The sequence below is a fragment of the Streptomyces sp. NPDC054770 genome (assembly GCF_053611985.1).
Genome location: NZ_JBSHBL010000019.1, coordinates 23,116 through 48,180, shown reverse-complemented (window position 1 = coordinate 48,180; position 25,065 = coordinate 23,116). Strand labels below are relative to the sequence as shown.

Genomic DNA, 25,065 nt, shown 5'->3' with positions numbered 1-25,065 from the left:
TGGTGGCCCCGCCGTGCCCGGGGCCGATCACTGGGCGCGGTCGGAGAGCGCCGGGGCGCGGGAGACCGCCGGGCCCGTGGAGCCGGCGCGATGCTCGGGGCCCAGTCGGGCTTCGATGTCGGCGCGCACCGATGCGGTCAGCGCCTCAAGGGCTCGGGAGCGGACCGGCCTGAGGGGTTCGGGGTCGCGGACCCGGCGGGCGGGTGCGGGCAGATCGGCGATGTCCCCGCGGAAGCGCTCGCGGGCGTCCTGCCACCGGTCCGGCGATCCGGTTCGCCGACCGTCCCGCATGACCGTCTGCAGCAGGGGCCGGGCGGAGTCCGGCGGGTCCTCTCCGCACAGGGCTATGACGTCGGGCCGACCGGCGCGGCGGAAGACCTGTTTGCGGCCCGGTGCCGTGACTTTCGCCGAGGACAGCTTCATCACGGGGCGGCCGTCGTATTCGACGAGCTTGTAGGCGGCGTCCAGGTAGGGGGCGTCCGCGGCCACGCCCACCCGGGTGCCCACGGCGTACACGTCGATCGGCGCACCGGCGCGCACCAGCCGTTCCACGCCGTACTCGTCCAGCCCGCCGCTGGCCACGATGCGCACGTCGGCCAGCCCGGCGGCGTCCAGGACGGCGCGGGCCCTGCGGGCGAGTGCGCCGAGGTCGCCGCTGTCCAGGCGGATGGCGCAGCCCGGGCCCCGCTGTAGATCGTTCAGGACCCGCGCGGCGATGCGCACGCCTTCCTCGGTGTCGTAGGTGTCGACGAGGAAGGTGACGGGCCCGGGATGGGCGCGCGCGAAGGCGTGGAACGCCGCCTCCTCGTCGGCGAACGCCTCGATGTAGGAGTGGGCCATGGTGCCCGAGGCCGGGATGCCCAGGGCGGTGGCGGCGGCGACGTTGCTGGTGCCGGCGAAGCCCACCATGGCGCCGAGACGGGCGGCCTGACGGCCGGCCGGCGGGCCGTGGGTGCGGCGCAGCGAGAAGTCCACCAGGGAGCGGCCCGGCGCGGCCAGGACGCAGCGCGCCGCCTTGGACGCCACCGCCGTCTGGTGGCAGACCTGGTTCAGCAGGTACGTCTCGACGAGCTGGGCCTGCGGCAGCGGGGCGGTCACCTCCAGCAGTGGCTCGTCGGCGAATACCGTACGGCCCTCCGGTACGGCGCGTACCTCGCCGTCGAAGGCGAGGCCGAGGAGCGGTTCGAGGTCCGGTACGGGGCGGTGCAGGGCGGCCGCGAAATCCTCGACGTCGGCCCGTTCCACGCGGTAGCCGGCGAGGAAGTCGAGCGCGGGTTCCAGACCCGCCGCGACGAGGAAGCCCCGTCCGGGCGGGAGGTCGCGGACGAAGAGGCTGAAGGTGGCCGGGTCCCGCATGTCCTCCCGGAGGTAGGACAGGGCCATGGTCACTTCGTAGAGGTCGGTGGTGGTGACGTCGGACATGGTGATCGCCGCCGGATGAGGTCGTCCCCTGGTCACCAGTCTGACCACGCGGCGGGCCGGACGAAAGGGGACTTGCGGGCGCCGGACGCACCAGGGCCGGTCGGCCCTCGTCACACCAGGCCCTGGTCGGTCGGCGACGATAGCCCGTCCGCCCGGCGCGGATCGCCGCCGGGCACGAGGTCGAACTCCACGTCCACCACTCCCTCGACGGCCCGCACCAGCCGTGCGGCCACGGGGACCAGGGAAGTGTCGCGGACCCGGCCCGCCAGCGTGACGACCCCGTCGTGCACGTCCACGTGGACGGTGGAGCCTGGTAGCGGGAAGAGGTACGACACGATTTCGCGCCGGACCTCCTCGGCGATGGCCTCGTCCCCGCGCAGGAAGACCTTGAGCAGGTCGGCGCGGCTGACCACACCCACGAGCAGCCCGGCGTCGTCGACCACGGGCAACCGCTTGACCTTCTCGCGGGCCATGATGCGCGCGGCCTCGGCCAGCGTGGTGTTCGCCCGGACGGTGACGGCGGGTGACGACATCAGGTCCCCGGCGGTCAGCGCGCCGGCCTTCGCTACGTCGCCGGGGCGCGGCAGCGCGTAGCCCTTCTCGGGGCTGTCCCGGAGTTGCTCCGTGGGCAGCAGGTCGGCCTCGGAGACCACTCCCACGACCCGCCCCTCGCCTGCCAGCACGGGCAGGGCGCTGACCCGCCACTCCTGCATCATGCCCACCACGTCCTTGAACGAGGCCGACAGGCCGACGGAGGCGACCGGGTGGGTCATGACATCGCTGACGATGTGCGGGTTGCTGAACATGACGACTCCGTATGGTTGTCGACGCCGTGTCAACCCGCGTCGGCGGGGCCGGGGGCGGGCGGACTCGCGGCCCATGCGACGGCGTCGTCGAGTTCGGCGTATCCGAACTGCCTCACCTCGGCCTGGACGAAGTGGTTCGCGAAGTGAGGCACGAGCCCGGCGAGCCTGCTGTCGGCCGCCAGCGCGATCCTCCTGATCCTGCGATGGTGGTCACGGACGAAACGCACATGCCGCAGCAGGCTTCCGATGTTCTCCCATCCTGGGAAGTCGCGAGCGTGCACCACGACACCGGACAGGGCGTCGTGGGTTTCGAGCCAGCTGTCGGCGGTCTGTGCCAGTGCGTCGAAGTCCTGGGTGCGCAGGGGCTGCTCAACCTCGACCACGAGCACCCTGGACTCGACCAGAAGCCGGTGGGACACGCCGGGCTCCTCGGGCAGTGACGCGACCCAGCGCAGGGCCTCCTCGCGATCCTGGCTGCCGAAGACCGTACGGGACAGGGCATCAGGAAACTCGCGAGCCGGGTCGAGTCCCGGATCCAGCGGACGCCGGTGACGACGGCGCATCCCTCGAACAGGCGCATGGCGCCGGTCCCGACTTTCAGGTCCTCCCATCCGGCGGCCGGGTTGAAGGTGCGGAACCCCGGGCCGCACTCCCACAGGAGCCGGATGCGGCGGCCTTCCCTGCGGGCGTCGTCGATGAGCGGCTCGATCACCGCCTTGTAGTCGTCCTTGGAGACCGTCCCGCTCGCCTTGACCACGTCTACCCCTGGCGGCGCGTCCTGGGCTCTCTCAAGCATGCCGTTCCTCCTGCGCGCAGGTGACATGTGGAACCTGGACCGGCGGGGGAGACGGGTCGTGCGGCTCCGGAGAGGCCCACCGGGCCCAGGAGCAGGCCGGAGGGGTCCCCGAGCCGGAATCGTCACCGCCCTGCCTCCTCTCGTGCCGGTTCCACGCTGCCGGCCGTTCCTCCGCGTGCGGTGGGAAGGGGATCGGGTGGACCCTCGATGGAGAGAACGCAGTACGCCCGGCCTGCAGGCGACGTCCGGACCAGCCACTCCGTGGGACCCGTTCACCGTCTATTCCAGCTTCTTACGAGACGGAGGCCGCCGCCATGAAACCAGTCGTCACCGTGGGCCTCGACGGCTCGTCCGAGAGCCTTGCCGCTGCCCGCTGGGCCGCCGACGAGGCCGAGAAACGCAAGCTCACCCTGCGCCTGCTGCACGCGTGGCCACTGCTGGCGCCGGAACCGGCTCGTGTCCCCGCGGAAGTCGACCAGAACTACTGGGCGAGGCGTCTCGTCCACACCGCGCGGGCGGAGCTCCAGGCACGCCATCCGGGCCTGTCCGTCGTCGGGAGCCTGGTCGCCGACGACGCCCAGAACGCCCTGCTTCACGCGGCGGCGGAGTCGGAGATGACCGTGCTCGGTTCGCGGGGGCTGGAGTCCGTCCAGAGCTACTTCCTTGGTGACGTCAGCATGCCAGTCGTGGCACGGGCCGAGCGGCCGGTGGTGCTGGTCCGCGCCGAGAGCCGGGATGAAGGACCGCCCTCGGCCGTCCCGGGGCGCGTGGTCGTGGCCCTGAAACTGCACAGGGCCTGCGACGACCTGCTCGACTTCGCCTTTCACTCCGCCGCGGCCAGGGGCCTTCCTCTGCTGGCCGTCCACGGCCGAAGCGTGCCGATCCATGCCCGTGTGCCCTGGGGTGTGGACCACGACGTCGCCGAAGAGATCAGGCGGGACGTGCAGCAGCGGTTGAGCAAGGCGCTCTATCCCTGGCGCGAGAAGTACCCGCTCGTGGAGGTGGCCGACGGCATCGGTCTCGAAAGCCCGGCCAAGGCCGTCGTACAAGCGGCCGAAGGCGCCGCGCTGCTGGTAGTCGGCCGCCGCGAACACCGTCATGGTCTGGCGCCCCACCTGGGTCCGGTGGTGCAGGCCGCCATCCATCACGGGCACTGCCCCGTCGCGGTCGTTCCCCATGGCTGAGCCGGGCCCCCGCGGGGAAACGGTGCCGTCGGCGCCACCGCCGGATGTGTCCGTGCTCCGGTGCGGTGCCCGGAACGACGGCGAGCCGCCGCCGCGCGCGGAGGTGTGCGAGACCCACACCGCGATCGTGTTCTTCGCCGGCGACCGCGCCTACAAGCTCAAGAAGCCGGTGGATCCGGGGTTCTTGGACTACACCACCGTCGAGGCCCGACGGGTCGCGTGCGAGCGTGAAGTCGCTCTGAACCGCCGCTTCGCCCCGGACGTCTACCTGGGTCTTGGCGAGTTCCGCAGCCCCGACGCGACGGTGCCCGAACCGCTCGTGGTGATGCGCCGCATGCCGGCGGACCGCCGCCTGTCCCGGCGGGTACGGCAGGGGGCCGCCGTCGACGACGTCCTGCGGGCCGTCGCCCGGCAACTCGCCGCGTGGCACGCGGTGGCGCCCCGCGGCCGGGACGTGGACGAACAGGGCACGCGGGACGCGTTGTCAGCGCGCTGGGAGGCCAGTTTCACGCAGGTCCGCACGATGGCCGACGACGGCTTCGGGCTCGACGAGGTGCCGGAGGCCGAGCGGCTGGTGCGCCGCTATCTCGCCGGGCGCGAGCGGTTGTTCGACGCCCGTATCGAGCAGGGGCGCGTGGTCGACGGCCATGGCGACCTGCTCGCCGAGGACGTCTTCTGCCTCGACGACGGCCCCCGCGTCCTGGACTGCCTGGAGTTCGACGACCGTCTCCGCTACGTCGACGGCCTGGACGACGCCGCGTTTCTCGCCATGGACCTGGAACAGCTCGGCGCCCCGGAGGCCGCGGCGTTCTTCCTCGCCCGGTACGGCGAGCACTCCGGGGATCCCGCGCCCCCTTCCCTGTGGCACCACTACGTCGCCTACCGCGCCTTCGTCCGTGCCAAGGTCTCGGTGATCCAGGCCCGCCAGGGCGCGCCCGGCGCGGAAGCGGCGTCCCGCCGACTTGCTTCCATGACCCTGCGCCATCTGCGTGCCTCCACCGTCTGCCTCGTCCTCGTCGGCGGACTCCCGGGCAGCGGGAAGTCCACCCTCTCCGGAGCCCTGGCCGACCGGCTCGGCGTCACCCTGCTCAGCAGCGACCGCATCCGCAAGGAGCTGGCGGGCATCCCGGCGGAGCAGTCCGCGGCAGCAGACTACGGCGAGGGCCTGTACACGCCCCGGTGGACGGCCACGACCTACGCCGCACTGCTCGACCGCGCGGGCGTCCTGCTCTCCTTGGGCGAGTCCGTCGTGCTGGACGCCACGTGGTCCGACGCGGCACAGCGCGAGGCCGCACGGCGCACGGCCGAACACGCCAGCGCCGACCTGGTGGCCCTCCACTGCCACGTTCCGGGCGACGTCTCGGCGGCCCGTCTGAGCACGCGCCCTCCTGGCCCGTCCGACGCCGGCCCCGACATCGCCGCCGCCATGGCGGCCTTGGAACCGCCGTGGCCCGAAGCCATACCGGTCGACACCAGCGGCCCGTTGGAGTCCGCGGTAGCGCAGGCGCTGACGGCCATAAGGCCGTGCGGCACGGGGCAGGCCCCGGTCTTCCGCCGCCCCTACATGGCGCCGGACTGAGGGGTTGCCGGGTCTGCCAGGAGCCTGCGGGGACGACCGCGAAGTTGGGGGAACTAAGGGCACCTCCGGCCTCGCTGCGCCAGGGGGCGGGACCGCGTCGGGACGTCGGGATGGGATGTGCTGCACTCTTTGGGGCTGGTCACCCCCCGCGGTCGCGCGGGTGCGGATGGAGGGTCGGCCGTCCGCACCCGTCGATCGTGCCCCTGCGGGAGCGGGGGTTTCAGCCCTCGATCTCGACGTGATGGGGCTTGGCCGCCTGAGCCTTGGGGACGGCGACGGTAAGGATGCCGTCGGCAAGGGTGGCGTGCACGTCCTCGGCCTTCACCTCGGTGGGCAGCAGCGCCCGGTATTCGAATTGCCCGGTGCGGCGTGTGGCGCGGCGCAGGACGCCTTCCCGTTCGCGTTCCTTCAGCTCCCCCGCGATGTGCAGTTCCCGACCGCTGACCTCCACGTCGATGTCCTCGCGCTTGATACCGGGCAGTTCGCACTCGACCTTGTACGCCTCGTCGGTCTCGCTCAGGTCGGCCAACGGCGCCCAGGCCATGGACTCCGTCCAGGATGGCGCGGTGGACTCCAGGAACCGGTTCATCCGCTCGAAGAATTCGTCGAACTCGGCGGTTATCGGCGGGTAGGTCCGCTCCAGCAGGCCGCCGTGCCGGTGTCGTGCGGGCAGAGTCATGAGGCTCACCTCCGCGAAGTGAACTCGAAAAGCCGTGTGACTCTCGCTCTCCATCATGAGCGGCGGATCCCCGGTCTGCGACTCGCACCGGCACGGCACGGACGCGGTGGGAGGACGCGCTTCGGCGAGCCGACGCCCCTGGCGATTGGGGTGGGCAGGGCGGCGGTGCCACCTACCCGGGCGCAACTCAGGACGCGCCACGCCCGGGAGGGCCCTGTCCCTCAACTGTGGTTTGTGGAGCCTTCAGACGGGCCTTCTTGGCGTAGGAATCGGCCCTCGGAACGCCAGCGGCGGTGAGTTGCGGGTGCCAGCGCGTTGATTTTCGGTGCTGGCAGTCATCGTGCGCGATATCTGGGTGGCGCAGGCGTCCTCGACCACCAATATCAGGATATCGATCGCTTGCGTGACTGGCGCCAGGTCTCCGCACTGCCGGGAGGCGCGAGAGGGCCTTCGTGCCGAGGTCAGGGGGCGAAGGCTCCGAGAGCAAGACAGTCCCCGGTAGTGCTGCGCGTGTCCTGGGGCTTCAGTCGTCACTGTCGCTTCGGTGTCGCGCCGGCTTGCCGGGGGCCTGAACCACATCCTGTCCAAGTACGCTCCGCCGACTGGACGTCCTCGCCGACTTTGCGACTCTTTCGGTGTTGTGGGCTATTCACCACAATGCACATGATGCAGTCAAAGTCAATAGCTTTTGTGATATTTTTCCGCTCGGCCCGCCGCTGGCTCGACTGGCCGGCCGATCCGGTTTGGTCGTCCCAGCTGCGGAGTCCTGACCGCCTGCGCGACCTGGCGCTGCGGGCGCCTGACCGATGGCCCCGGGACCTCCGGTGTCTCGGCGCTGTGCGAATGGCACTGGGGGCAGACAAATACGTGCGCCCTGGGGACACTGTCGCCACCGTGGGCGTCCGACGCGTCGCCCGCGCCGCGATCGTCACGGCGCACCTGTTCCCGCCCGAGCGGATCACCGCGGTGGACCTCCCAGCCGGCCCGACCGGAGGCCGCATACCGGCCGGCCGTCGACGTGCTCGCGGAAGTGTATGAGGCGCCTTGCGAGCCGGTCGGCGACCTGGCCGACGGGCTCGGTGCGGACGTGCTGATGGTGGTGGTCGGCATGCAGCGGAGCTGCGGGCCGTGCACCCGCACGGACCCCTCGGCGGGCACCTGGCCAACTTGGGGGTGCACCGCAAACGGGGCATACCGTATTTCGAATACCTGTGGATCAAGATCGTGGCCAACCACCATCAGCCTGGTGGACACCCCTCCCGCACCGCCCCTGCTGCGGATGGCTGCGTGCGGTCGGTTGCCGATCGGACGGCCGGTCGCACGCACCTTCCCGCTGGAGCAGATGGAGGAGAGGCTGTCACGTCTTCGCCAGGGCCGCGGGGACCGATATCGCCAGGCGATCTTCTTTAGCGCGCGGTCCAGGCGCGGGGCACGGGCAGCCAGCAGGCCGACGGCCTCTCGCACCCAGCGCGGGACGGTGATGCGATGCACCCCGTTGCACCGCTCAGCCGCGCGCTGGCCGAGGCCCAGGCCCGGCAGGCCGTCACCCTGCGCCAGTCCACCACCCTCGACGTGCAGCTACTCCACCTGCTCGCCCCCAGCGGATCCCACCGAGTGGACCGGCTCACCGGATGCCAGCCACAGCACGACGGCAGCGGCGACACTGCCTGGCGGACCTGGGTAGACGAAACCGTCGTCAGCTGGGCGGCCTGCCTCCTGGCCCCGCCCTGGCCGCGCACGCCAGCCACCGAACCGACGCCGCGAGCGAGCACTCCACCGCCGACGACCTGCGACGGCTGACCGACCCGGGGGAGTGGGACATCGAAGCCGCGCCTTTGCTGCGCCACTCCGACCTGTTGGAGAACATCGTCGGCCTGCACCGGCCGCGGCTCATGGAACTGCTCAACGCCGGCTGCGCCGGACTGCCCTGATCTCAGTGCCGGAGAACCTGCCCCCACATCCTGGCCGCGCGACGAGTTGCCGATCGGCTACGGAGACAGCCCGGCCAAGGCGGCGCGTGCTCATGATCTCGTAAAGTGGGCTTGTCACGTGTCGAGCTGTTGAGCCCGAGCCCCCTCTAAACACCGCATCCGGTGGCGGGTGACTCCCCGTCGATGCCGCGCAGGCTGTGCTCTCGAGCGCCATGGACCCTGACCGTGCTGTCCGCTCCGCTTTGACCTCGTCGCGCCTGCCCGACCAGATCACCGACCCGACGCGTCCTCGCTGCACGGCGGCATTGCTCCGTGCAGCGAGGAGCCGGGACCTACACCCGGGGCTGTGGTCGGTCAGGCGGCCGGTGCGACGTAGGGGAAGGCGTCGGTGGGGAGGGCGGTGACGCAGTCCTTGGTCAGGCCGATGTCGAACGGGGTGTTGGCGGCGAGGCTGAACATCACGTTGACCGCGTTGTCCGTCAGGGTGCGGCCGTTGCATCCGGCGAAGCCGTAAACGGCCGGGCTGCCGAGGCGGTGGGGCAGCGCATTGGGGAGGAGGAAGGCGGTTGCAGGCACCCCGTAGGCGCGCGGGTTGTCGGCCAGTGCCGTAGACGGCGACCACCTCAGCGACTCGGCCGGCGATCAGGTCGGTGCCATGCCCCTCTGACGGTGGATCAATGCGGACCCATTTTGTGGGTTTCTGGCCAACTTAGGCGGAGTGGCTCGTCCGTGCCCTGCAGCGCCGACCGCAGGTACTGTTCTGGTGTCGAAGCAGAACAGGAGCCAGTATGCACGCTCTGCCCGAAGACCACACCGGTGTGCGGATGGCCCGGTTGCGTCGCGAACGCCACCTCACTCAGAGGGCGGTCGCAGACCTGACCGGGATCCCGTACAGCACCTACACGAAGACCGAGCAGGGTGTCATCGCGGCCACGCCGCACGTCGTCGCTGCCTTTGCCCGCGGCCTGCGGATCGAGGTCGCCACGGTCGTCGGCCAGCCTTACACGGATGAGTTGCGGACCGACGAACTCGACATCCTGATAAGGCCGATCAGGGAAGCTCTGGACGTCTACGACCTCGGGGGCGATTCCGACGTTCGGCCGCGAGGCCTCGACGAACTCAAGAGCGACGCCGACGCGCTCCTGGTCGCTGTCCGTGCCGGTGAGATCAAGAAGGCGGCCAGTAACGTTGCTGGACTCATCGAGGAGGGCACCACCGCGGCCCACGCGTTGAACAGCACGGAGGGCTGGCTGACGCTCGCGTCCTTCTACCGCACGGCCTACGACGTCGCGGCCAAGCTTGGCTTCCCCGATCTTGCGCAGCTCTCGCTTGCGCGCATGGACTGGGCCGCGGAACGGGGCTCTGACGCGGTCCTCGGTGGCATGTACCAGTACCTCCGCGCCCTGACCTACCTGCGTGAGGGGAAGTTCGAGATCGGGCAGCGCCTTGTGAACAAGGGGCTGTCCACACTCCAGCAGGCAGAGCAGTCCCACGAACGCGACGTTGTCACCGGGCAGCTCCACCTCGGTGGTGCCGTGATGGCCGGCCGAGCTCACGACTCGGGCAAGGCCCTGTCCCACCTCGAACAGGCGGAACGGATCGCGGACGCGACTGGAGAAGCGGTCAAGGTGCACTACTTGACCTTCGGTCCCACCAACGTCAAGGTGCACCGGGTCTCCGTCCTGGCTGAGCTCGACAGGTACGGTGAGGCAGTGGAGGCCACCGGTGGCCTCACCATCCCGCAGGACTGGCCGAAGTCTCGTACGAGTCACCACTACGCGGAGGTTGCTCGCGCGCAGATGTGGACTGGGAAGCTCGAAGCGTCCTTCCAGAGCCTTCTCAAGGCTCGCAAGACGGCGCCACAACAGGCGAAGTACCACCCGACGGTACGGGAGACGTACAGCGGTTTGGAGGCCGCGCACCGTCGGCTTCCGGAGAGTTTCCTCTCCTACGGCTCGTGGTTGACCAGCCGTTAGTCCCGCACGGTAATGCTTTGGCCCTAACTATCATCAGCTCGTGATAGTTAGGGCCTAGTCGTGCTTGCACCATGTCGTCACTGGCCACTTCGACATGGAGCCGACCATGACGACGAAGCATGACCCGGCCCAGCAGCGCACCCGTCGACGCGCACCCGCTGAAGCCCCTTCAGGTACGTATTCTCACGCCCCTACCGCATTGCGGCCACGCCCGAAGCGCGCTGTCCGGTCGGCCCCACGCTCCCCCAAGAGGACGTGATGACGACGACAGCCGTACGAAGGCCCGTGGTGGTCCTGACCCGTGACCAGGAACTGATGGACGAGCGATTCGCAATCGGTCCGCCCGGCCCCAGTCCCCAACCGAGTCACGAAGCCGCCGCCCGGGTTGGCATCATGCGCCGGATCGCGGCGGCTCGGCTCAGGTTTTACGGCCTGGGCGCCCTGATCGACGCGGTGCAACTGGTCGTGTCGGAGCTGGTGACCAATGCGCTCAGACACAGCGGCGCGGTCGAAGGACGGGTGATCATGACCACTCGTGAGGGCTGCCTGCTCATCGTCGTCGTGGACGGAATGCCAGGTGAAGCGTCGCTCAAACCGACGGACGCGACCACGGAATCAGGGCGGGGCCTTCACCTGGTCGATGCCATTGCTATGGAACACGGCGGGGCCTGGGGCACGAGAGAAGCCGGTGCCGAGACCTGGTGCCGTCTCGAAGTACCGCCGACGGAGGGGCAGTCGTGACCGACTGGATATCCGCCCCCACGTCTTCCCTCGCTGACTCGGCCATGAGTGAGTCCCAGCAGCCGTGTGCCGGCACCTACAGCGATGTCACGCCCTTGCCCCTGAGACCGGAGGCCGAGCCTGCCTTCGAGTGGGGCGTGTCGATCATCGCCAGTGTGGCTGCGGGCCTTCTTGTGCGGCAGCGAATGCGGCCGTGGTTGACGATCGGGAACTGGGAGGGCAACGTCGATGTCGCGGCTCGCGTCGCCGACAAGCTCGTTGACAACGCCGTCAAGCACGGCGAGCCCTTCCCCGATGGCACCATCACCCTGCGCCTGATCGTGGATGCCCAAACCCGTGGACTGCTCGTCGAAGTAGATGACGCGCTCCCCGACTTCCCCGGCTTCGCTGAGGTCGCCAATCAAGGCATCGAAGGCGAGGGCAAGCCCCGCGGCCTGCGGTGGGTCACCCACGACAAGGGCTGTCTCTCGTGGGACGTGAAGACGGACGAGGACGGCAAGACCGTGCAGGCCGTCCTCCCCGTCGACTGACACGTACTACCAGCCCGCCGTCCCCCTGCTGGACCCGAATCTGAGGACCCCATGCCTGCCCTCCAGCCCTCTGCCCGACCAGCCCCCCGCGGCCGGCGCAGGAGAAAGCGCCGCGATGCGGTGGATCGCTTCCTGCTCGCAGAGATCCGCGCCGCGGTTGTTGCACCATTGGTGATCGTCATGTCCGCGCTGGGCGGTGCCGTCGTCGTCTGGCGAACGGTTTCGATCTCCACCGGCCTGCTTCTGACTGCGTTAGCCGCAGGGCTCCTGACGGCTGCAGGAGTGGGGGCTGTACGAGCAAGAGCGGCGGCCACGGCCGTGGAAAGGGCGCATGCGGCACAGCTTCAACGGGTCGTTGAAGCAGCGACCGCTGTGGACAAGCTCGTGGCCTGGTCGACGGAGGAGCTGTGCAGGGGCGGAAAGGTAGCCCTCCCTGAAAGCCTTCCGCCGTTTGAAGAGGCCGGGACCGCGGACGAAGCGGTGGCTCTGCTGGCTGAGCTTCAGGTCCAGGCGGTCGCCGGCTTGATGCGGGTGCACGACGAATCGCAGTCGGCGGTGTTGCTGTCGATGCTCCACCAGTTCGCCAAGCGCGAGCACGCCCTGGTGGCTCGGGCGTTGGAGAAGCTAGACCTCTTGCAGGAAGGGACCGAGGACCCTGACCAGCTGGAGGTGCTGTTCACACTCGACCACCTGGTGACACGGTTGCGGCGCTGGGTCGAGAGCAAGGCCGTGGTCGCCGGGGAGTCGTTGCGCAGCGCCCGTGAACCGGTGAGCGTGCTGCAGGTGCTGCGGGGCGCGAACCAGGAGATCCTGCACTACGCCAGGGTGACCGTGGCCGCCAGCACGGTAGGAGCCGAAGTGGGCCTTCCCCGGCATGTGGGGCCCGACCTAACACATCTGCTGGCTGAACTCATTGAAAACGCAACGCAGTTCTCCGACCCTGCCACCAAGGTGCACGTGCGGGCCCAGCAAGTGGCCAGGGGCCTGGCGATCGAGATCGAGGACCGCGTCGCCATCCCCATGAGGTCGGACGACCGGGAGCAGTGGAACCGCCTGCTGGCCGAACCCGATCAAGTCGACGTGAGCGCCTTGGTCAACGCGGGACGGCTGGGCTTGCTCACGGCGTCGCGGATCGCCCGCCGCCATCGCATATCCGTTCAGCTGACGGAGAATCCCACCGGGGGGACGACCGCGCTGGTTGTTGTCCCGGACAGGCTGCTGGTGTCGTTGGCGCCTCACTTCGCCTCTGCTCCACAGCCGACGCCGCCATCGCGTGTGCAGCCCGCCCTCGCGGCGCGCCGGCCGGGGCCAGGTCCACACTCCACGGCCGGGCAAGCTGCCTCGGCCCCACCCCTACCTCGGCGCGTGGTGACCGAGCAGACGGAAGTACCCCAAACAGCCCGGCTCAGGACCGCATCTGCCCGGCCGCGATATGGCCTGGCCGGTGCGTTCAAGGACGGCGTCGACGCTGTCCGTTCGCAGAGCAGGCCGCTCTCCGCCGGGCCGGACCCGACCGGAACCGTGCCGCCGACCGCACAGCCCTAGTCCCCCCACCCGAGGCCGCCGCGTGATGGCGGCTGGTCCGAACCGCAGGAGCGATTTCTGATGACCTACGACAACGGTGGCGACACCGTGACGGCCACCGCGTCCGGGCAGAAGGCCCGGGAGCAGTTGGCCGGGTTGCTGGAGGAGTTCGTCAAGGCCGTCCCGGGGGTCGCGCATGCGCTGCTGGTCTCCCGTGACGGACTCAAGCTGGTGAACAGCGGGATGCCTCAGACCGAAGCCGACAAGTGGGCGGCCACGTTCGGCACGCTGGCGTCGTTGTGCGAGAACATCCCGGGCCCGCAGGGCGGCAGGGGCGGTCTGCAGATGGCCGTGGTCGAGCGCGAGGACGCGTTGATCTTCGTGTCGATCGCCGGGACCAGCGCCGTGTTTCCGAACCGCCCGGGCAATACGGCAGGGGAGGTTGACACCGTGCTGGCTGTGATCGCCGAACCGAGCTCCAATGCGAACACGGTGGGCTACGAAATGGGTGAGCTCGTAGACCGGTTCGCCCCGTACATGGTCGCGGCCGTCCGCAGCGCCTGATGAACGGGCCTCGCCGACAGATACCGCCGGAGGTGCAGGAAGGCACGGGCGGCGCCTTCGTACGGCCTTACCTCGCGACCGGGGGCCGTACTCGCCCCCGCCACTGGCTCAGTCCGGAGACCGTACTGGTAGCCGGGGACGGGAGAGCCGGCCCGAGACTGTCCGAGGAGGAGTACCAGCAGATCGTGCAGCTGTGCCGTCAAAGGCATCGGTCGGTCGCGGAGCTGGCAGGCACCGTCCGTCTGCCGCTCACCGCGGTCCGGGTGCTGATCTCGGATCTCGTCGACGCCCGCGTTCTGGTGCTCTCCGTCACTGCCGCCTACACACCCGCTGACTCTCCCGACTCCCAGGTCGGGGACCGCCCGACCCAACAGCTCTTGGAGGCACTCCGTGCCGGTCTCACACGTAAGTGGTCCGACGCCGAAGCCAGGGCCTGTTGACCACGCAGGCCAGGAAGCCGTGGTCCAGGCTGTAGGCGGCCCGGCCGTGCTGAAGATCCTCGTCACTGGAGGGTTCGGGGTGGGCAAGACGACTGCGGTCGGCGCCGTCAGCGAGATCGAACCGATCTCCACCGAGGAGTACCTGACCGATGCCAGTACTACCACCGACAGCCTCGCCGGCGTGGAGGCGAAGCGCCGCACCACCGTTGCCTTCGACTTCGGCCGCGTCGGCTTCGACCTGCCCATGCCGATCGAACTCATGCTGTTCGGCACGCCCGGTCAGGACCGTTTCGTGGACCTGTGGTACGACCTGGCCCGTGGCGCGGTGGGCATCGTGGTCCTCGCCGACACGCGCCGGCTGGAGTCGAGCTTCACGGCCGTCACCTTCTGCGAGCGCACCCGCTTGCCGTTTGTCGTGGCCGTGAACCAGTTCGACAACGCCCACCGCTACCCCCTCGGTGAGATCCGGCAGGCCTTCGAACTGGCGACCCACATTCCCATAGTGACCTGCGATGCCCGCGATCCCACGTCGGTCGCCGGAGTCCTGCTTCGCCTTGTCGACCACGCCCTGACTTTCTTCCCGGCCTCTTCCACCTCCCTGGATGCCTGATGACAGATCACAACACCCCCTACATGCCCTCGCTCGCCCGCAGGACCGGGACCGACTTACGCCCCGCCCCCGGCCAGCAGGAAGCAATCGTCCCGCTGCCTGGGGCAATCCACTTGGGCCAGGAACTGGTCAGCGCGGCCCAGGCCGAGGAGATCACCGAGAGGCAGGCCCGGGAGGAACTCCTCATGCGCCTCGGCGTGCCCACCGGGCCGGATGACCTGATGGACCAGTTCGCGGACCACATCGCCGAGACAACTGGCCTGCTCTACGGCTTCGTCAACATCTTCCGCGCCGAGCAGACATTCGTCGGCCTTCACAACCCGCCTCCCGACTCGGGCCACCTGATCCTCGGCCGCACCATGAGCCTGGAGCACGGTTGGTGCCCAGCGGTGGTCAAGCGGAAGAGGGCCCTGCCGTTGTTCGACGTCCACGCCAGCCCGCGCTTCTCCGGCAACCTCGTGGTGGACATGGTCGGCATCCGCTCCTACTTCGGCGCCCCGCTGATCTACGAGGGGATCGTGCTGGGCACGGTGTGCGGGATCGATCCCGAAGCCCGCCCGCGCACCGACGCCCGACGCCTTCTGGAAGCCGTGAAGGGGAGCGGCGTCTTGGTTCTGGACGCCCTGACGAGCCGCACTCCTGCCCGCTGAAATCCGCCTCGCCACCCCCCACTTGGCGGCCCCGAACCGGGAATTCGGCCGCACTCCGCCTTGCGACCCCGCATAGGGAGAGGGAGACGACCATGCCCACCACCCCACCGACCGCACTCACCCCCTACCTCACACGCGACCACCACCAGCTGTGGCACGAGGCCGATGCCTTCGCCGCCGAGCACGTCGCGCCCCGCGTGCCGCGCATGGAGACGTCCCCCCACAAGGTGGAGCGCAGGACTGCCCAGCTCATGGCCGAGCAGGGCTGGTTCGGGGTGACCATCCCCACGCAGTACGGCGGGATGGCGGCCGGACACGTTGCCAAGACGGTGCTCATCCACCGGACCGGCGTGGTGTCCGCAGCCGCGGCAGCCCAGCTTCAGGCGAGCCAGATCCCAGTCGGCGCGGTGCAACACTGGGGAAGCATCGAGCAGAAGATGCGGTGGCTCCCGCAGGCGGCGGCCGGGACGCTCCTCCTCTCAATCGCGGTCACCGAACCAGAGGCGGGCGGCCATATCGGAGGCATCGAGACCGTAGCCGAACCCGACGGCGGCTGGTGGGTGATCACCGGCAGCAAGGTCCACATCGGCAACAGCCACTTGGCCGGTCTCCACGTCGTTGTCGCTCGTACCGCGCCGAACGACGTCCCCGCCTCCCAGGCCCTGACCGCCTTTCTGGTCGAGCACGACCGCAAGGGGCTGAGTGTGGACCGGCACCGGCCCGGTCTGGGCCTGCACGGTTTCACCGCCGGCCTGCTGCGGCTGGACCGGGTCCGTATACCCGAGGCCAACGTGCTCGGGGACGTAGGCCAGGGCCTGTTCGTCGCGCAGAGCAGCAGCATCCTCTACGGCCGCCCCAACCTGACGGCCGTCAGCCTCGGCATCCACGAAGCCCTGGTCGAGACCACCGCCCAGTGGCTGTCGAGGCGCCCTCGCTACGACGGGCACCTGTCCGACCTGCCCGTCCTACGGGACCGCCTCGGCGCCATTCAGGCACGCCTCCAAAACGCCCTGGCCATGGCCTATCACGCCGTCCACCTCCTCGACCGCGGCCTGCCCTGCGACTCCCACCTGATCGGCGCCAAGCACACCGGGCACGAACTCGCCTCGGCAACCGCACGAGACGCCATGGAACTGCACGGCGCCCGGGCCCTGGACGGCGACTACCCGCTCCAACGCCTCTTCCGTGACATCCAGTACACCTACCCGCCCGCCGGGACCGGTGAGTTCCAGCGGATCCACCTGGCCAAGACCGCTCTGGGCGAGACCGAGATCGAGTGGTCCGAGCGGCTGGCCGCCGAAGCCGCCTGGGCCCGCCCCGATCCAACGGCCGCTTAGGCCCCATGCGGCGGCCTCGTGGTCCCCGACCCACCCTCCCCGCCGCGGGACACCTTCCGTACAGCCTCGCTTACGCGAGACTGCAGCTTTCCGAAAGAGACCCTGGGTTACAACTACGAAGAGGCTGCATGCCTACGACGGTCATTGCCACATGCGACTTCCATTCCAGCGTCCCGGACGGGCATTCCTCCGTGGCTGCCATCGCCAGCAGGCGCACGGCTGGCGCCCTGGTGATCGACGCCGGTGACTTCTTTGGCGGCAATGCCTTCCACGAGTTCTCACGAGGCGAGGCCGAAGAGCGGATTTTGCGCGAGCTCTACGATGCCGTGGTTCCTGGCAACCACGACCTGGCCGATCTCATGCGCATCCGGCACCCGCAACTGTTCCCTCCCGTGGTCTGCTGCAACCTCACCCCTCCGGCCTCCTTCGCCGGTCGTTGGGAGAAGAGTCTCCTTCTGCCGGAACGGGACCTGTGCGTTGGTGTTGTCGGATTCATCGGGGCCCAGGCGTACGAGGCGGTTCCGTTGGAGGAACGGGCCGGGTTCACCTTCACCCCTGCGACCGCCGGACTGCTGACTGCGGAACGCGACCGGCTGCTCGGCCTGGGCGCCGACATCGTCATCGGAGTGAGCCACAGCGGTTTCCAGCGGGATGTCGTCCTACAGCAGTGCGGGATGAGCCCGTTCGACCTCATCGTGGCCGGCCACTGCCACAGCGAGGACTACCACTGGTCGTCCGGTGGGCGGCATGTCGTCAAGGCTCCGGAGTTGGGCGCCGGGCTGCTGCGTATCGACCTTGACGTCGCCGGTGCCCGCACCTTCACCACCGAGTACCACCCTCCGAAGGGCACTCCTACCGGACCGGGCACGGACTCCCTCTCCGCGTACGAGGAGTGGGGTGCCGGAGTGCTCGGCACCCTCACCACCACGGTCCCCGACCGGGCGGTCCTCGCCCGACTGGTGGCTGAGCATGCTCGGACGAGCAGCGGCGCCGACGCCTTCCTCCTGAATCTGCCGACGTTGCGCAGCGGCCTGCCCGAGACGGTGACCCGTCGCGCGTTGGCCGACGCCGTTCCCTTCGATACGACGCTGGTGCAGTTGACCGGCGAGCACGACATCGGCGCCGTCGTCCAGCAGGCGCTGGCCATCGGCGAGGAACCGGTAAGCGCCTCCGTGCTCGCTCACGGCCGCGGGAGCGTGGCCACTACCGCCTACCTGGCGGGTCGGCTGGGCGTGCCCCACATCCCCGTCCTTCCGCACCTCACTCTCCGCTCCATCGTCATCTCTCTCTTAGGGAGCCGCGAATGAACGACCTGCTCACTCTGAACGCCCTTGAAGTGTTCGAAGGGCACGACGGCCACCGTCACTTCGCAGAGCTGTTCTACGGGCCCGGTGCCGGCCGGGCGCTGATCGTCTCCACCGACCCAGCCGACCACCAGCGCAACCAGGACTGGACGCTGGGGCTGTTGTCCGCTCTCGGCACGGTACTGAGCGTCTACCCGGGCCTCGGCCCGTGGAGCGACCTGACCGTACGCACTGACGCCGACCCCGGTCGCACCCACGGAGTGGGCGAGAACCGGCTCCACATCGACATGGTCGACCGGGACCTCACCCCCCGGATCATCGCCGTGTACTGCGTGCGTGACGATCCGCAGGGCGGTGGCGCCTCTGCGCTGGCGGACATGTGGGCCGCCGTCGACTCGCTGAGCGACGGGAACCGCGAGGCCTTGAAGCAGCCGGCGTACCAGTACTGGACCGACGAGGGCGTGCACGGCGTCGGCTGCTCCCTGGAGCGATTCCCGATCGTGCCCCGGGAGCTGGCCGGGGGCTTCCCGGTGCGCTTCACCAGCAAGATGGGACCGCATCTGGAGAAGGGCGAGCTGGTGGACACCGACCTGGTTTCTGCCGACCAGGCCGCAGGCGCGTTCTCCCGCCTCGCCGAGGCCGTCTACGCCGTGCGCACCACCCACCGGCTGGAGCCCGGTCAGGTCCTGGTGTGGGATCAGCAGCGATACGCCCACGGCCGCATGCCGTTGGGCGAAGGTCAGGCGGGACTGCCCGAGGACCGCCGGCGTCTGCTCCGCCAGACCTACGTCGCCGAGAGGATCGCCCCGTGATCCTCACCGGCAAGGCCATCACAGAGGCAGTCCTCCGTGGGGAGATCATCATCAGCCCGTTCGACGAGGCGATGGTCAACCCCAACTCCTACAACTACCGTCTCGGCCGCACCCTGAAGGTGCCGACCGCGGAGGTCACGGACGCCCGCATGGACACTCCCTGCGAGGAGATCGAGATCCCTGCGGGCGGGTACGTGCTTAAGCCGCGCACGGTTTACCTCAGCACTACGGTCGAGGTGATCGGAAGCCCACTCTACGTGCCCAGCCTGATCGGCCGTTCCTCAATCGGCCGCCTCGGGTTGTTCTTGCAGATCAGTGCCGATCTCGGCCAGCTGGGCGCCTGCCACAGCTGGACCTTGGAGTTAGTTGCCGTCCAGCCGCTGCGGGTCTACGCCGGGATGAAGATCGGCCAGGTGTCCTTCTGGGCGCACGAGGGGCAGCGGCAGCCCTACCAGGGCTACTACGGGCACATCAGCGAAGCCGTTCCCTGCCACCCGCACGCCGCGCTCGGCAACCCGACCCATGCCCTGGAGATGACGGCATGATCCTCACCGGCCCCGAGATCACGCATCGTGTCAAGAACGACGAGATCACCATCGAGCCGTTCGACCTCGCCTGTGTGAGCCCCAACAGCTACGACTTCCACCTCAGCAAGGACATCGGCTGGTACACCGACGAGGTGTTGGACTGCCGGGCTGAGAACTCCTTCGAGCGCGGCACCATCCCGGAGGAGGGGATGCTGCTGGAGCCCGACCGGATCTACCTGGTCTCCACAGCGGAAACCATGGGCAGCGAGCACTTCGTGCCGATCATCCGGGCCCGCTCCTCCATCGCCCGCCTCGGCCTGTTCGTCCACGTCACCGCAGACCTGATCGACATCGGGTCGATCAACCGGTGGACGCTCCAACTGCACGCCGTCCAGCCCGTGAAGATCTATCCCGGCATGCGCATAGGCCAGGTCACCTTCTGGCGCCCGCTCGGCGAGATCGAGCTCTACGCCGGCAAGTACCAGGGCTCCACCCTTCCCATGCCCTCGCAGGTCTACCGCGACTTCGAGCGGGTGACCTGATGCCGCTGCTGTTCTCGCCCTCGGACCGGGTGGTCGCGGTCGTCGCCCACCCGGACGACGCAGAGATCCTGTTCTTCGGCACATTGCGCCGCTGGTGCGAGGCCGGCGCCGACGTGACGGTCGTGATCGTCACCAACGGTGCGAACGGCGTCTCCCTCGCTGATCGGGCCAGCGGAGCGTGGTTGGACGCCTGGACCCGGCCGGCGGAGTCCGCCGCCTCCTACGAGGGCACCGGCATCGACCTCGAATGCCTGGACTTGCCGGACGGCTCGCTCCAGCCGGACCGGCACCTGATCTCCCAGATCGAAGCGGCTTTGGTCCGCCTTGAGTGCACCGTACTGCTCACACACCCGGTACACGACGGACGCGACCACCAGGACCACCACGCGGTGTCCCGGGCGGCACTGAACGCCGCGGCCCGGGCACCCCTGTGCACCACGATCCTCCACGGCCAGCCGTTCGGCCCGCACCAAAGCGTCACCCCGACCGTGCTGGTGGACATCACCGACCACCTTGAAGCCAAGGTGAAGGCCCTTCAGGCACACGGGACCCAGTCCGGCCGCTACTACCTCGGTGAACCCTTCACTCGGCATCGAGCGGCCGCCGCAGGCTGGGACCGCCTGCCACACCAAGCCGCCGAAGGACGCTCGTTCGAAGCCCTGGTGCCGTCCCTGGTCCTCCTCGACGACCGACCGGAGCGGCGGCCGTGATCTACATCGAGCAACCCGCCTTCCTCCCCTGGCTCGGATTCTGCGAGGCACTGCTGGCCTGCGACACGGTGGCGCTCTACGACGACGTGCAGTTCGAGGACGGCGGCTGGCAGAACCGCAACAGGATCAAGACCAAGACCGGCACCCAGTGGATCACCGTGCCCGTGACCAAGAGGCACGGCCAGCTGATCCACGAGACCTGCATCGCCGATACCTTCGCCGCGGACACCTTCGTGCGCACCCTGCGCATGGCCTACGGCCGGACCGAGTTCTTCGACGAGGCGATGGACGTTCTCACCCCGCCGCTGAGCGCAGGACACCGTTTCCTGGCCGAACTCAACGCGGACACGCTGCACCGCATCCGGGACGCGCTCGATGCCGGATGCACCATCCGCCTCACCTCGCAGATGCCACTGCCCGCCGAGGGACGGATCGAACGGATCGTCCGGGTCTGCGAACACACGGGGCAGTCCGTCCTGTGGGCCGGCTCGGGCACCCGCAGCTACCTCGACACCGCGGCCCTCCAGCGCGCTGGCATCACTGCAGTCTGGAACGAGTACTACCCCCGCCACCCGGTCTACCCGCAGACCTGGGCCCGCCAGGGCTTCGCCCCCGCCCTTTCGGTCGTCGACGCCGCCTGCAACCTCGGCTGGGCCGGTCTGCGAGACCTGCTCCTCGACGGACTCACTACCTTCCGCTCCCGTCCGAACGGAGTGCCCGTATGAGCACGACACGGATCCTGACCGGCATCGACCTCCCCGCCGCGCCGTCCTGCGGCAGCATGATCCTGGCAGCCGACGCCTACCACGCCATGCCCGAGATGGACACGACCTTCCTGACCATGCCGCCCATAGACCGGGCCTGGCACCACCCCTTCGACCGGCTGATCGCGCTCGGCACGGCCAAGCAGCCCTACGGCAGCCCGGCGTTCGACACCTACGTCGCCGACCTGACCACAGAGGTGGAAGACCTGATCAACCGGCACCGGCCGGACGTGATCCACGCTCAGCATCTGGGCTTCGGGCTCAGCCCCGCGTTCTCCCGTGCCGCCGGCCGCATCCCGGTCATCAGCATCGCGCACGGCACCGACGTGATCGCCGCAGACCATGTGGAACAGGCCCGCGATGCCATGACCGAGGTCGTCGCGGCCAGTGCCTTCGTCATCGCGCCGAACAGCACGCTCGCGCAGCACATTGACCGACTCACCGGGCGCCGGTACACCGACCGGCTCACCGTCGTCCCCTGGGGAATCCCGGTCGCCCAAGCTCTGGTGCGCCATCGCCCGCACAGTGGCACCGGCCCTCTGTCCCTGCTCCACGCCGGCCGCCTGGACGAGAACAAGTCGACCATCACCGCTATCGAAGCCGTCGCCCTCACCAGCCAGCCCCACCGGCTCGCCGTCATCGGCAGCGGCCCCGAACTGAGCCAACTCATCAACAGAGCCCACGACCTCGGTGTGCACGACCGCGTCGCCTTCGAACCGTTCCTGCCCCGCGAGGAACTGTGGCGGCGCTTCCGCGACTTCGACACCTTCGTGTTCACCACCGCCGAACTGGAGGCGTTCGGTCTCGTCGCCATCGAGGCGCAGGCTCACGGCCTGCCCGTCATCTACTCCAACCTGCCCGGCATGAACACCACCCTCGGCCAGGCCGGAATCCCATACACCCCCGGTGACCCGGCCAGTCTCGCCGCCGCGATCGACCAGATGGCCCACGACACCCACTGGCGCGACGCCCTCGCACGAGCCGGTCTGGACAACGCCCGCCGCTACGACATCACCACCACGGCCGATCTGCTCGCCACGCTGACTGCCCGAGCCGTCGCCGCCGTTCGTACCTGACCCTTACCCCGCAGCGGGCCGCCCGCCGGCCACCCGCACCACCACCCTCGTCGGGAGGAAAGCGTGTCCAGCACCACCGTGGCCTTTGCCCCCGTCCCGCCCGGCGCCTATCAGCGGCGCCTGCCCGACGGCCGGCTCCAGACCGTACACATCACCAAGACCGTCCAATGGCAGACCACCCCCTTCAGCGTTGGCCTCTACCAGGCCTACCGCGACGCCCTCGGTATCACCATCGACCCGGAACTGGAGATCTGGGACGACGTCTGGAAACCCGGCCCACTGTTCAGCGACGCCAACGTCCACGGCAGTGACGTGCCGGTCGTCGGCGTCTCCTACAACGACGCCCTCGGCGCCATCGCCTGGCTCAGCCGACGCGAGGGCCGCGCCTACCGGCTCCCCACCGAAGCCGAGTTCGAGTACGCCGTACGCGCCAAGTGCTTCTGCACTGCAACCTGCGACTTCAGCTCAGTTTCCCACCGTCAGCACACCAGCCGCACGTGGCCCGAGGCGTTCCTGGCCTGCTGGAACGCCGCCACCGAGACGGCGAATCCGCACGGCATCCACGGTCTCACCGGAGTGCTCTGGCAGTGGTGTTCTGACTGGTACGCCCCATACCCCGACGCTCCCGATGCCACCGACCCAGACGGACCCGAGGCCGAGCCCACCACGACGCTATGGAAAGGACGAACCCTGCCCGCCGGACGCGTCATCCGAGGCGGTTCGTACTCCTATCCGGAATGGTACGGCCGCTGCGACAACCGACACTTCTCCTTCTCAGACGACCGGAACGTAAACCTTGGATTCCGAGTCGTCTTCGACGCCGTCTGAACAGATTCGCCAAGCCCTGTAATTGCTCGACCTGGCTTGGATATGGTCCGAAGGACACCTCGTCCCGCTAAGCACCACACGATAATACGCAGAGATACAGGAAGGCCCCCGAGTGGAAATCCGGCAACAATCAGAACCCGCCTACCGTGCTCCAAGGATGTTGAAAGTCGGGATTACCGGCGGTGCGAGCGCCGGACACGTCGTCCCTGCACTGGCCGTCGCCGCCGAACTGCGCCGGGCCGGAGTCGAAGACCTGGTCTACTTCGGCCGGGCCGACAGCATCGAAGCCGACCTTGCGGAGAAGGCGGGCATCCGGCTCGTCCCTGTCCCCTCAGCGGGTCTGCAGCGCTATCGGTCCTGGCGGAACGCCGTCATGCCGCTCACCGTGATGCACGGGGTGTTCGCCGCCTGGCGAGCGATGCGCCGCGAGCGGCCGGACGTCGTCTTCAGCAAGGGGAGCTTCGTCTCCGTGCCCGTTGGGGTAGCGGCCTGGCTGAACCGGGTGCCGCTGGCCATCCACGAATCCGATCACTCCCTCGGACTGGCCAACCGGATACTGGCCCGCTTCGCCCGCACCGTCTGCCTTGCCGAACCGGGACAGAACTTGCCCCGTTGGCTGGGACGCAAGACGGTGGTCACCGGCCTTCCGCTGCGTGACGATCTCGCCCACGGCCGGCCGGAGAAACTGCAGGCCCACCTCGGCATCCCGTCCCACCTGCCCGTCCTGCTGATCTTCTGTGGCAGCAGCGGCAGCACCCGCATCAACGACGCGATCCGCCGCCAGCTGCCTGCCCTGACTGCCCGGTTCGCCGTCCTGCACATCAGCGGACCAGGCAACCTCGAGCCTTCCCTCAGCCAGGTCCCCGGATACTGGCAGCTGGAGTACCTGCACGGCGAGATGGTCGACGCCCTCTGGCTGGCCGACCTCGTGATCGGCCGGGCCGGCGCGACCACCCTCGCCGAGCTGGAGGCGCTGCGGAAGCCCGCTGTACTGATCCCGCTTCCAGCCTCAGTCAGCCGAGGCGATCAGTTGGACAACGCCACCGCCTATGCGCGACGCGGAACCTGCGTTGTTGTACCGGACGACGAACTGCTCGCTGACGGACGGCCGATCGTGGCCGCCTGCGAGCAACTGCTTCCGCGAGTCCAAGGCGGTGGGCCGCCACCTGACCCGGACATGATCCACCGCGTCGCGCGGGACATCGCCGCCCGAACCCTACGGCTGACTCGCCCTCACGGACGTCGTAGGACCTGACCTAGCCGGAGCTGTCCAGTCAGACCCGCCCCTCCGGCAATTCCCCCCGGAACAGCACGTGCCAGTGCATGTGCTTCGACTCCTGGTACTCGCCCTCGTTCGTCACTACGCAGGCAGCCCCATGCTCTTCGCGTACCTGCCCGGCAACCCGCCGGACCACCCGCAGGACGTCCATGAGCAACTCCTCGCCGCCGTCGCCGAGATTCACCAAGGACGGGATGTGCTGTTTCGGGACCACCACGATGTGCACGGGGTAGCTCGGCCTGGTGTGCTCGAAGGCGAGCACTGTGTCTGTCTCCTCCACCACCTTGATGGGCGTCTTCCCGGACAGCGCTTCGTCGCAGTAGAAGTCCGACACCTTCTCGGCAATATTCACCGAAACGGTCACAATGTCACCCAGTTCCTAGAGTTGTACGACCGCGAGGTCATTTGGCACAGGTGGCACAGCAAGGGCGACAGATGCACCGACCGGCAGCCG

The 25,065-nt window shown here is 69.0% G+C and carries 27 protein-coding genes and 1 pseudogene; 21 read left to right on the top strand and 7 right to left on the bottom strand.

Annotated elements, in window-relative coordinates; all coding sequences use genetic code 11:
• Window positions 1-27: 27 nt before the first annotated feature.
• The 4 genes and pseudogenes from ACWGKQ_RS18915 to ACWGKQ_RS18900 all read right to left on the bottom strand — a co-directional run.
• Window positions 28-1,422: a nicotinate phosphoribosyltransferase gene (locus ACWGKQ_RS18915; RefSeq protein ID WP_453293053.1), complete on the bottom strand. Its 1,395-nt coding sequence runs from the start codon at window positions 1,420-1,422 to the stop codon at window positions 28-30.
• A 110-nt stretch (window positions 1,423-1,532) separates the two neighbouring features.
• Entirely contained in the window at window positions 1,533-2,228 is a 696-nt protein-coding gene (locus ACWGKQ_RS18910) for a CBS domain-containing protein (protein WP_453293052.1), read from the bottom strand.
• 29 nt (window positions 2,229-2,257) lie between these two features.
• The gene (locus tag ACWGKQ_RS18905) at window positions 2,258-2,791 is read right to left on the bottom strand and encodes an STAS/SEC14 domain-containing protein (RefSeq protein WP_453293051.1); all 534 of its coding nucleotides are present in this window, start codon (window positions 2,789-2,791) and stop codon (window positions 2,258-2,260) included.
• Window positions 2,773-3,024: pseudogene (locus tag ACWGKQ_RS18900) on the bottom strand (STAS/SEC14 domain-containing protein); the annotation flags it as partial. The gene ACWGKQ_RS18905 and the pseudogene ACWGKQ_RS18900, both read right to left, overlap by 19 nt.
• A gap of 314 nt (window positions 3,025-3,338) precedes the next feature.
• Between ACWGKQ_RS18900 and ACWGKQ_RS18895 the strand changes: the two are divergent.
• Together ACWGKQ_RS18895 and ACWGKQ_RS18890 are read left to right on the top strand one after the other, a co-directional pair.
• Window positions 3,339-4,208 (top strand): universal stress protein, encoded by an 870-nt coding sequence (locus tag ACWGKQ_RS18895; protein WP_453293050.1) that lies wholly within the window; start codon window positions 3,339-3,341, stop codon window positions 4,206-4,208.
• 103 nt (window positions 4,209-4,311) lie between these two features.
• The gene (locus ACWGKQ_RS18890) at window positions 4,312-5,787 is read left to right on the top strand and encodes a bifunctional aminoglycoside phosphotransferase/ATP-binding protein (protein WP_453293136.1); all 1,476 of its coding nucleotides are present in this window, start codon (window positions 4,312-4,314) and stop codon (window positions 5,785-5,787) included.
• Between the two features lie 220 nt (window positions 5,788-6,007).
• Here the strand turns inward: ACWGKQ_RS18890 and ACWGKQ_RS18885 are convergent, their stop codons facing one another.
• Window positions 6,008-6,466, bottom strand: a complete 459-nt coding sequence (locus tag ACWGKQ_RS18885; protein WP_453293049.1) for an Hsp20/alpha crystallin family protein — start codon at window positions 6,464-6,466, stop codon at window positions 6,008-6,010.
• 1,631 nt (window positions 6,467-8,097) lie between these two features.
• Between ACWGKQ_RS18885 and ACWGKQ_RS18880 the strand changes: the two genes are divergently transcribed.
• Window positions 8,098-8,397, top strand: a complete 300-nt coding sequence (locus tag ACWGKQ_RS18880; RefSeq protein WP_453293048.1) for a hypothetical protein — start codon at window positions 8,098-8,100, stop codon at window positions 8,395-8,397.
• Window positions 8,398-8,751: 354 nt separating this feature from the next.
• Here the strand turns inward: ACWGKQ_RS18880 and ACWGKQ_RS18875 are convergent, their stop codons facing one another.
• Window positions 8,752-8,973 carry a hypothetical protein gene (locus ACWGKQ_RS18875; protein WP_453293047.1) on the bottom strand — a complete coding sequence of 74 codons (222 nt, stop codon included), beginning with the start codon at window positions 8,971-8,973 and terminating at the stop codon, window positions 8,752-8,754.
• A 212-nt stretch (window positions 8,974-9,185) separates the two neighbouring features.
• On the opposite strand from ACWGKQ_RS18875, the gene ACWGKQ_RS18870 reads away from it, so the two are divergent.
• The 18 genes from ACWGKQ_RS18870 to ACWGKQ_RS18785 all read left to right on the top strand — a co-directional run bounded on the left by ACWGKQ_RS18870 (window position 9,186) and on the right by ACWGKQ_RS18785 (window position 24,587).
• Complete coding sequence (locus ACWGKQ_RS18870; protein ID WP_453293046.1) at window positions 9,186-10,373, top strand: helix-turn-helix domain-containing protein; 1,188 nt, start codon at window positions 9,186-9,188, stop codon at window positions 10,371-10,373.
• A 258-nt stretch (window positions 10,374-10,631) separates the two neighbouring features.
• Window positions 10,632-11,114 carry an ATP-binding protein gene (locus tag ACWGKQ_RS18865; protein WP_453293045.1) on the top strand — a complete coding sequence of 161 codons (483 nt, stop codon included), beginning with the start codon at window positions 10,632-10,634 and terminating at the stop codon, window positions 11,112-11,114.
• Complete coding sequence (locus ACWGKQ_RS18860) at window positions 11,111-11,644, top strand: hypothetical protein (protein ID WP_453293044.1); 534 nt, start codon at window positions 11,111-11,113, stop codon at window positions 11,642-11,644. Before ACWGKQ_RS18865 ends, ACWGKQ_RS18860 begins: the two co-directional genes overlap by 4 nt.
• Window positions 11,645-11,764: 120 nt before the next feature.
• Entirely contained in the window at window positions 11,765-13,189 is a 1,425-nt protein-coding gene (locus ACWGKQ_RS18855) for a sensor histidine kinase (protein WP_453293043.1), read from the top strand.
• Between the two features lie 60 nt (window positions 13,190-13,249).
• A complete protein-coding gene (locus ACWGKQ_RS18850; protein WP_453293042.1) occupies window positions 13,250-13,732 on the top strand; it encodes a roadblock/LC7 domain-containing protein in 483 nt (160 codons plus the stop codon).
• 32 nt (window positions 13,733-13,764) lie between these two features.
• Entirely contained in the window at window positions 13,765-14,172 is a 408-nt protein-coding gene (locus tag ACWGKQ_RS18845) for a DUF742 domain-containing protein (protein WP_453293041.1), read from the top strand.
• Window positions 14,173-14,218: 46 nt separating this feature from the next.
• On the top strand, window positions 14,219-14,782 hold the full coding sequence (locus ACWGKQ_RS18840; protein WP_453293040.1) for a GTP-binding protein: 564 nt from the start codon (window positions 14,219-14,221) through the stop codon (window positions 14,780-14,782).
• Complete coding sequence (locus ACWGKQ_RS18835; RefSeq protein WP_453293039.1) at window positions 14,782-15,432, top strand: GAF domain-containing protein; 651 nt, start codon at window positions 14,782-14,784, stop codon at window positions 15,430-15,432. Before ACWGKQ_RS18840 ends, ACWGKQ_RS18835 begins: the two co-directional genes overlap by 1 nt.
• A gap of 92 nt (window positions 15,433-15,524) precedes the next feature.
• Window positions 15,525-16,769: an acyl-CoA dehydrogenase family protein gene (locus ACWGKQ_RS18830; protein ID WP_453293038.1), complete on the top strand. Its 1,245-nt coding sequence runs from the start codon at window positions 15,525-15,527 to the stop codon at window positions 16,767-16,769.
• A gap of 191 nt (window positions 16,770-16,960) precedes the next feature.
• Window positions 16,961-18,076, top strand: coding sequence for a metallophosphoesterase (locus tag ACWGKQ_RS18825; protein ID WP_453293037.1), 1,116 nt, complete (start codon window positions 16,961-16,963; stop codon window positions 18,074-18,076).
• Complete coding sequence (locus tag ACWGKQ_RS18820) at window positions 18,073-18,885, top strand: TauD/TfdA family dioxygenase (protein WP_453293036.1); 813 nt, start codon at window positions 18,073-18,075, stop codon at window positions 18,883-18,885. Before ACWGKQ_RS18825 ends, ACWGKQ_RS18820 begins: the two co-directional genes overlap by 4 nt.
• A complete protein-coding gene (locus tag ACWGKQ_RS18815) occupies window positions 18,882-19,430 on the top strand; it encodes a dCTP deaminase (protein WP_453293035.1) in 549 nt (182 codons plus the stop codon). Before ACWGKQ_RS18820 ends, ACWGKQ_RS18815 begins: the two co-directional genes overlap by 4 nt.
• Window positions 19,427-19,954, top strand: coding sequence for a dCTP deaminase (locus tag ACWGKQ_RS18810; RefSeq protein ID WP_453293034.1), 528 nt, complete (start codon window positions 19,427-19,429; stop codon window positions 19,952-19,954). Before ACWGKQ_RS18815 ends, ACWGKQ_RS18810 begins: the two co-directional genes overlap by 4 nt.
• On the top strand, window positions 19,954-20,664 hold the full coding sequence (locus ACWGKQ_RS18805) for a PIG-L deacetylase family protein (RefSeq protein ID WP_453293033.1): 711 nt from the start codon (window positions 19,954-19,956) through the stop codon (window positions 20,662-20,664). The genes ACWGKQ_RS18810 and ACWGKQ_RS18805 overlap by 1 nt, the downstream gene beginning before the upstream one ends.
• Window positions 20,661-21,389, top strand: coding sequence for a WbqC family protein (locus ACWGKQ_RS18800; RefSeq protein ID WP_453293032.1), 729 nt, complete (start codon window positions 20,661-20,663; stop codon window positions 21,387-21,389). The genes ACWGKQ_RS18805 and ACWGKQ_RS18800 overlap by 4 nt, the downstream gene beginning before the upstream one ends.
• A complete protein-coding gene (locus ACWGKQ_RS18795; RefSeq protein WP_453293031.1) occupies window positions 21,386-22,504 on the top strand; it encodes a glycosyltransferase family 4 protein in 1,119 nt (372 codons plus the stop codon). Before ACWGKQ_RS18800 ends, ACWGKQ_RS18795 begins: the two co-directional genes overlap by 4 nt.
• Before the next feature lie 63 nt (window positions 22,505-22,567).
• Window positions 22,568-23,332 (top strand): formylglycine-generating enzyme family protein, encoded by a 765-nt coding sequence (locus ACWGKQ_RS18790; RefSeq protein ID WP_453293030.1) that lies wholly within the window; start codon window positions 22,568-22,570, stop codon window positions 23,330-23,332.
• Window positions 23,333-23,489: 157 nt separating this feature from the next.
• Window positions 23,490-24,587, top strand: a complete 1,098-nt coding sequence (locus tag ACWGKQ_RS18785) for a UDP-N-acetylglucosamine--N-acetylmuramyl-(pentapeptide) pyrophosphoryl-undecaprenol N-acetylglucosamine transferase (RefSeq protein WP_453293029.1) — start codon at window positions 23,490-23,492, stop codon at window positions 24,585-24,587.
• Window positions 24,588-24,606: 19 nt separating this feature from the next.
• Here the strand turns inward: ACWGKQ_RS18785 and ACWGKQ_RS18780 are convergent, their stop codons facing one another.
• Window positions 24,607-24,975, bottom strand: a complete 369-nt coding sequence (locus tag ACWGKQ_RS18780) for an HIT domain-containing protein (protein WP_453293028.1) — start codon at window positions 24,973-24,975, stop codon at window positions 24,607-24,609.
• Window positions 24,976-25,065: the final 90 nt, after the last annotated feature.

Excerpts from the sequence above, each read along its gene's own strand:
- ACWGKQ_RS18820 (WP_453293036.1), top strand. The coding sequence starts at position 18,073 with ATGAACGACCTGCTCACTCTGAACGCCCTTGAAGTGTTCGAAGGGCAC.
- ACWGKQ_RS18810 (WP_453293034.1), top strand. The coding sequence starts at position 19,427 with ATGATCCTCACCGGCCCCGAGATCACGCATCGTGTCAAGAACGACGAG.
- ACWGKQ_RS18850 (WP_453293042.1), top strand. The coding sequence starts at position 13,250 with ATGACCTACGACAACGGTGGCGACACCGTGACGGCCACCGCGTCCGGG.
- ACWGKQ_RS18885 (WP_453293049.1), bottom strand. The coding sequence starts at position 6,466 with ATGACTCTGCCCGCACGACACCGGCACGGCGGCCTGCTGGAGCGGACC.
- ACWGKQ_RS18905 (WP_453293051.1), bottom strand. The coding sequence starts at position 2,791 with ATGCGCCGTCGTCACCGGCGTCCGCTGGATCCGGGACTCGACCCGGCT.
- ACWGKQ_RS18895 (WP_453293050.1), top strand. The coding sequence starts at position 3,339 with ATGAAACCAGTCGTCACCGTGGGCCTCGACGGCTCGTCCGAGAGCCTT.
- ACWGKQ_RS18870 (WP_453293046.1), top strand. The coding sequence starts at position 9,186 with ATGCACGCTCTGCCCGAAGACCACACCGGTGTGCGGATGGCCCGGTTG.
- ACWGKQ_RS18880 (WP_453293048.1), top strand. The coding sequence starts at position 8,098 with ATGCCAGCCACAGCACGACGGCAGCGGCGACACTGCCTGGCGGACCTG.
- ACWGKQ_RS18805 (WP_453293033.1), top strand. The coding sequence starts at position 19,954 with ATGCCGCTGCTGTTCTCGCCCTCGGACCGGGTGGTCGCGGTCGTCGCC.
- ACWGKQ_RS18865 (WP_453293045.1), top strand. The coding sequence starts at position 10,632 with ATGACGACGACAGCCGTACGAAGGCCCGTGGTGGTCCTGACCCGTGAC.
- ACWGKQ_RS18785 (WP_453293029.1), top strand. The coding sequence starts at position 23,490 with ATGTTGAAAGTCGGGATTACCGGCGGTGCGAGCGCCGGACACGTCGTC.
- ACWGKQ_RS18830 (WP_453293038.1), top strand. The coding sequence starts at position 15,525 with ATGCCCACCACCCCACCGACCGCACTCACCCCCTACCTCACACGCGAC.
- ACWGKQ_RS18910 (WP_453293052.1), bottom strand. The coding sequence starts at position 2,228 with ATGTTCAGCAACCCGCACATCGTCAGCGATGTCATGACCCACCCGGTC.
- ACWGKQ_RS18795 (WP_453293031.1), top strand. The coding sequence starts at position 21,386 with ATGAGCACGACACGGATCCTGACCGGCATCGACCTCCCCGCCGCGCCG.
- ACWGKQ_RS18915 (WP_453293053.1), bottom strand. The coding sequence starts at position 1,422 with ATGTCCGACGTCACCACCACCGACCTCTACGAAGTGACCATGGCCCTG.
- ACWGKQ_RS18835 (WP_453293039.1), top strand. The coding sequence starts at position 14,782 with ATGACAGATCACAACACCCCCTACATGCCCTCGCTCGCCCGCAGGACC.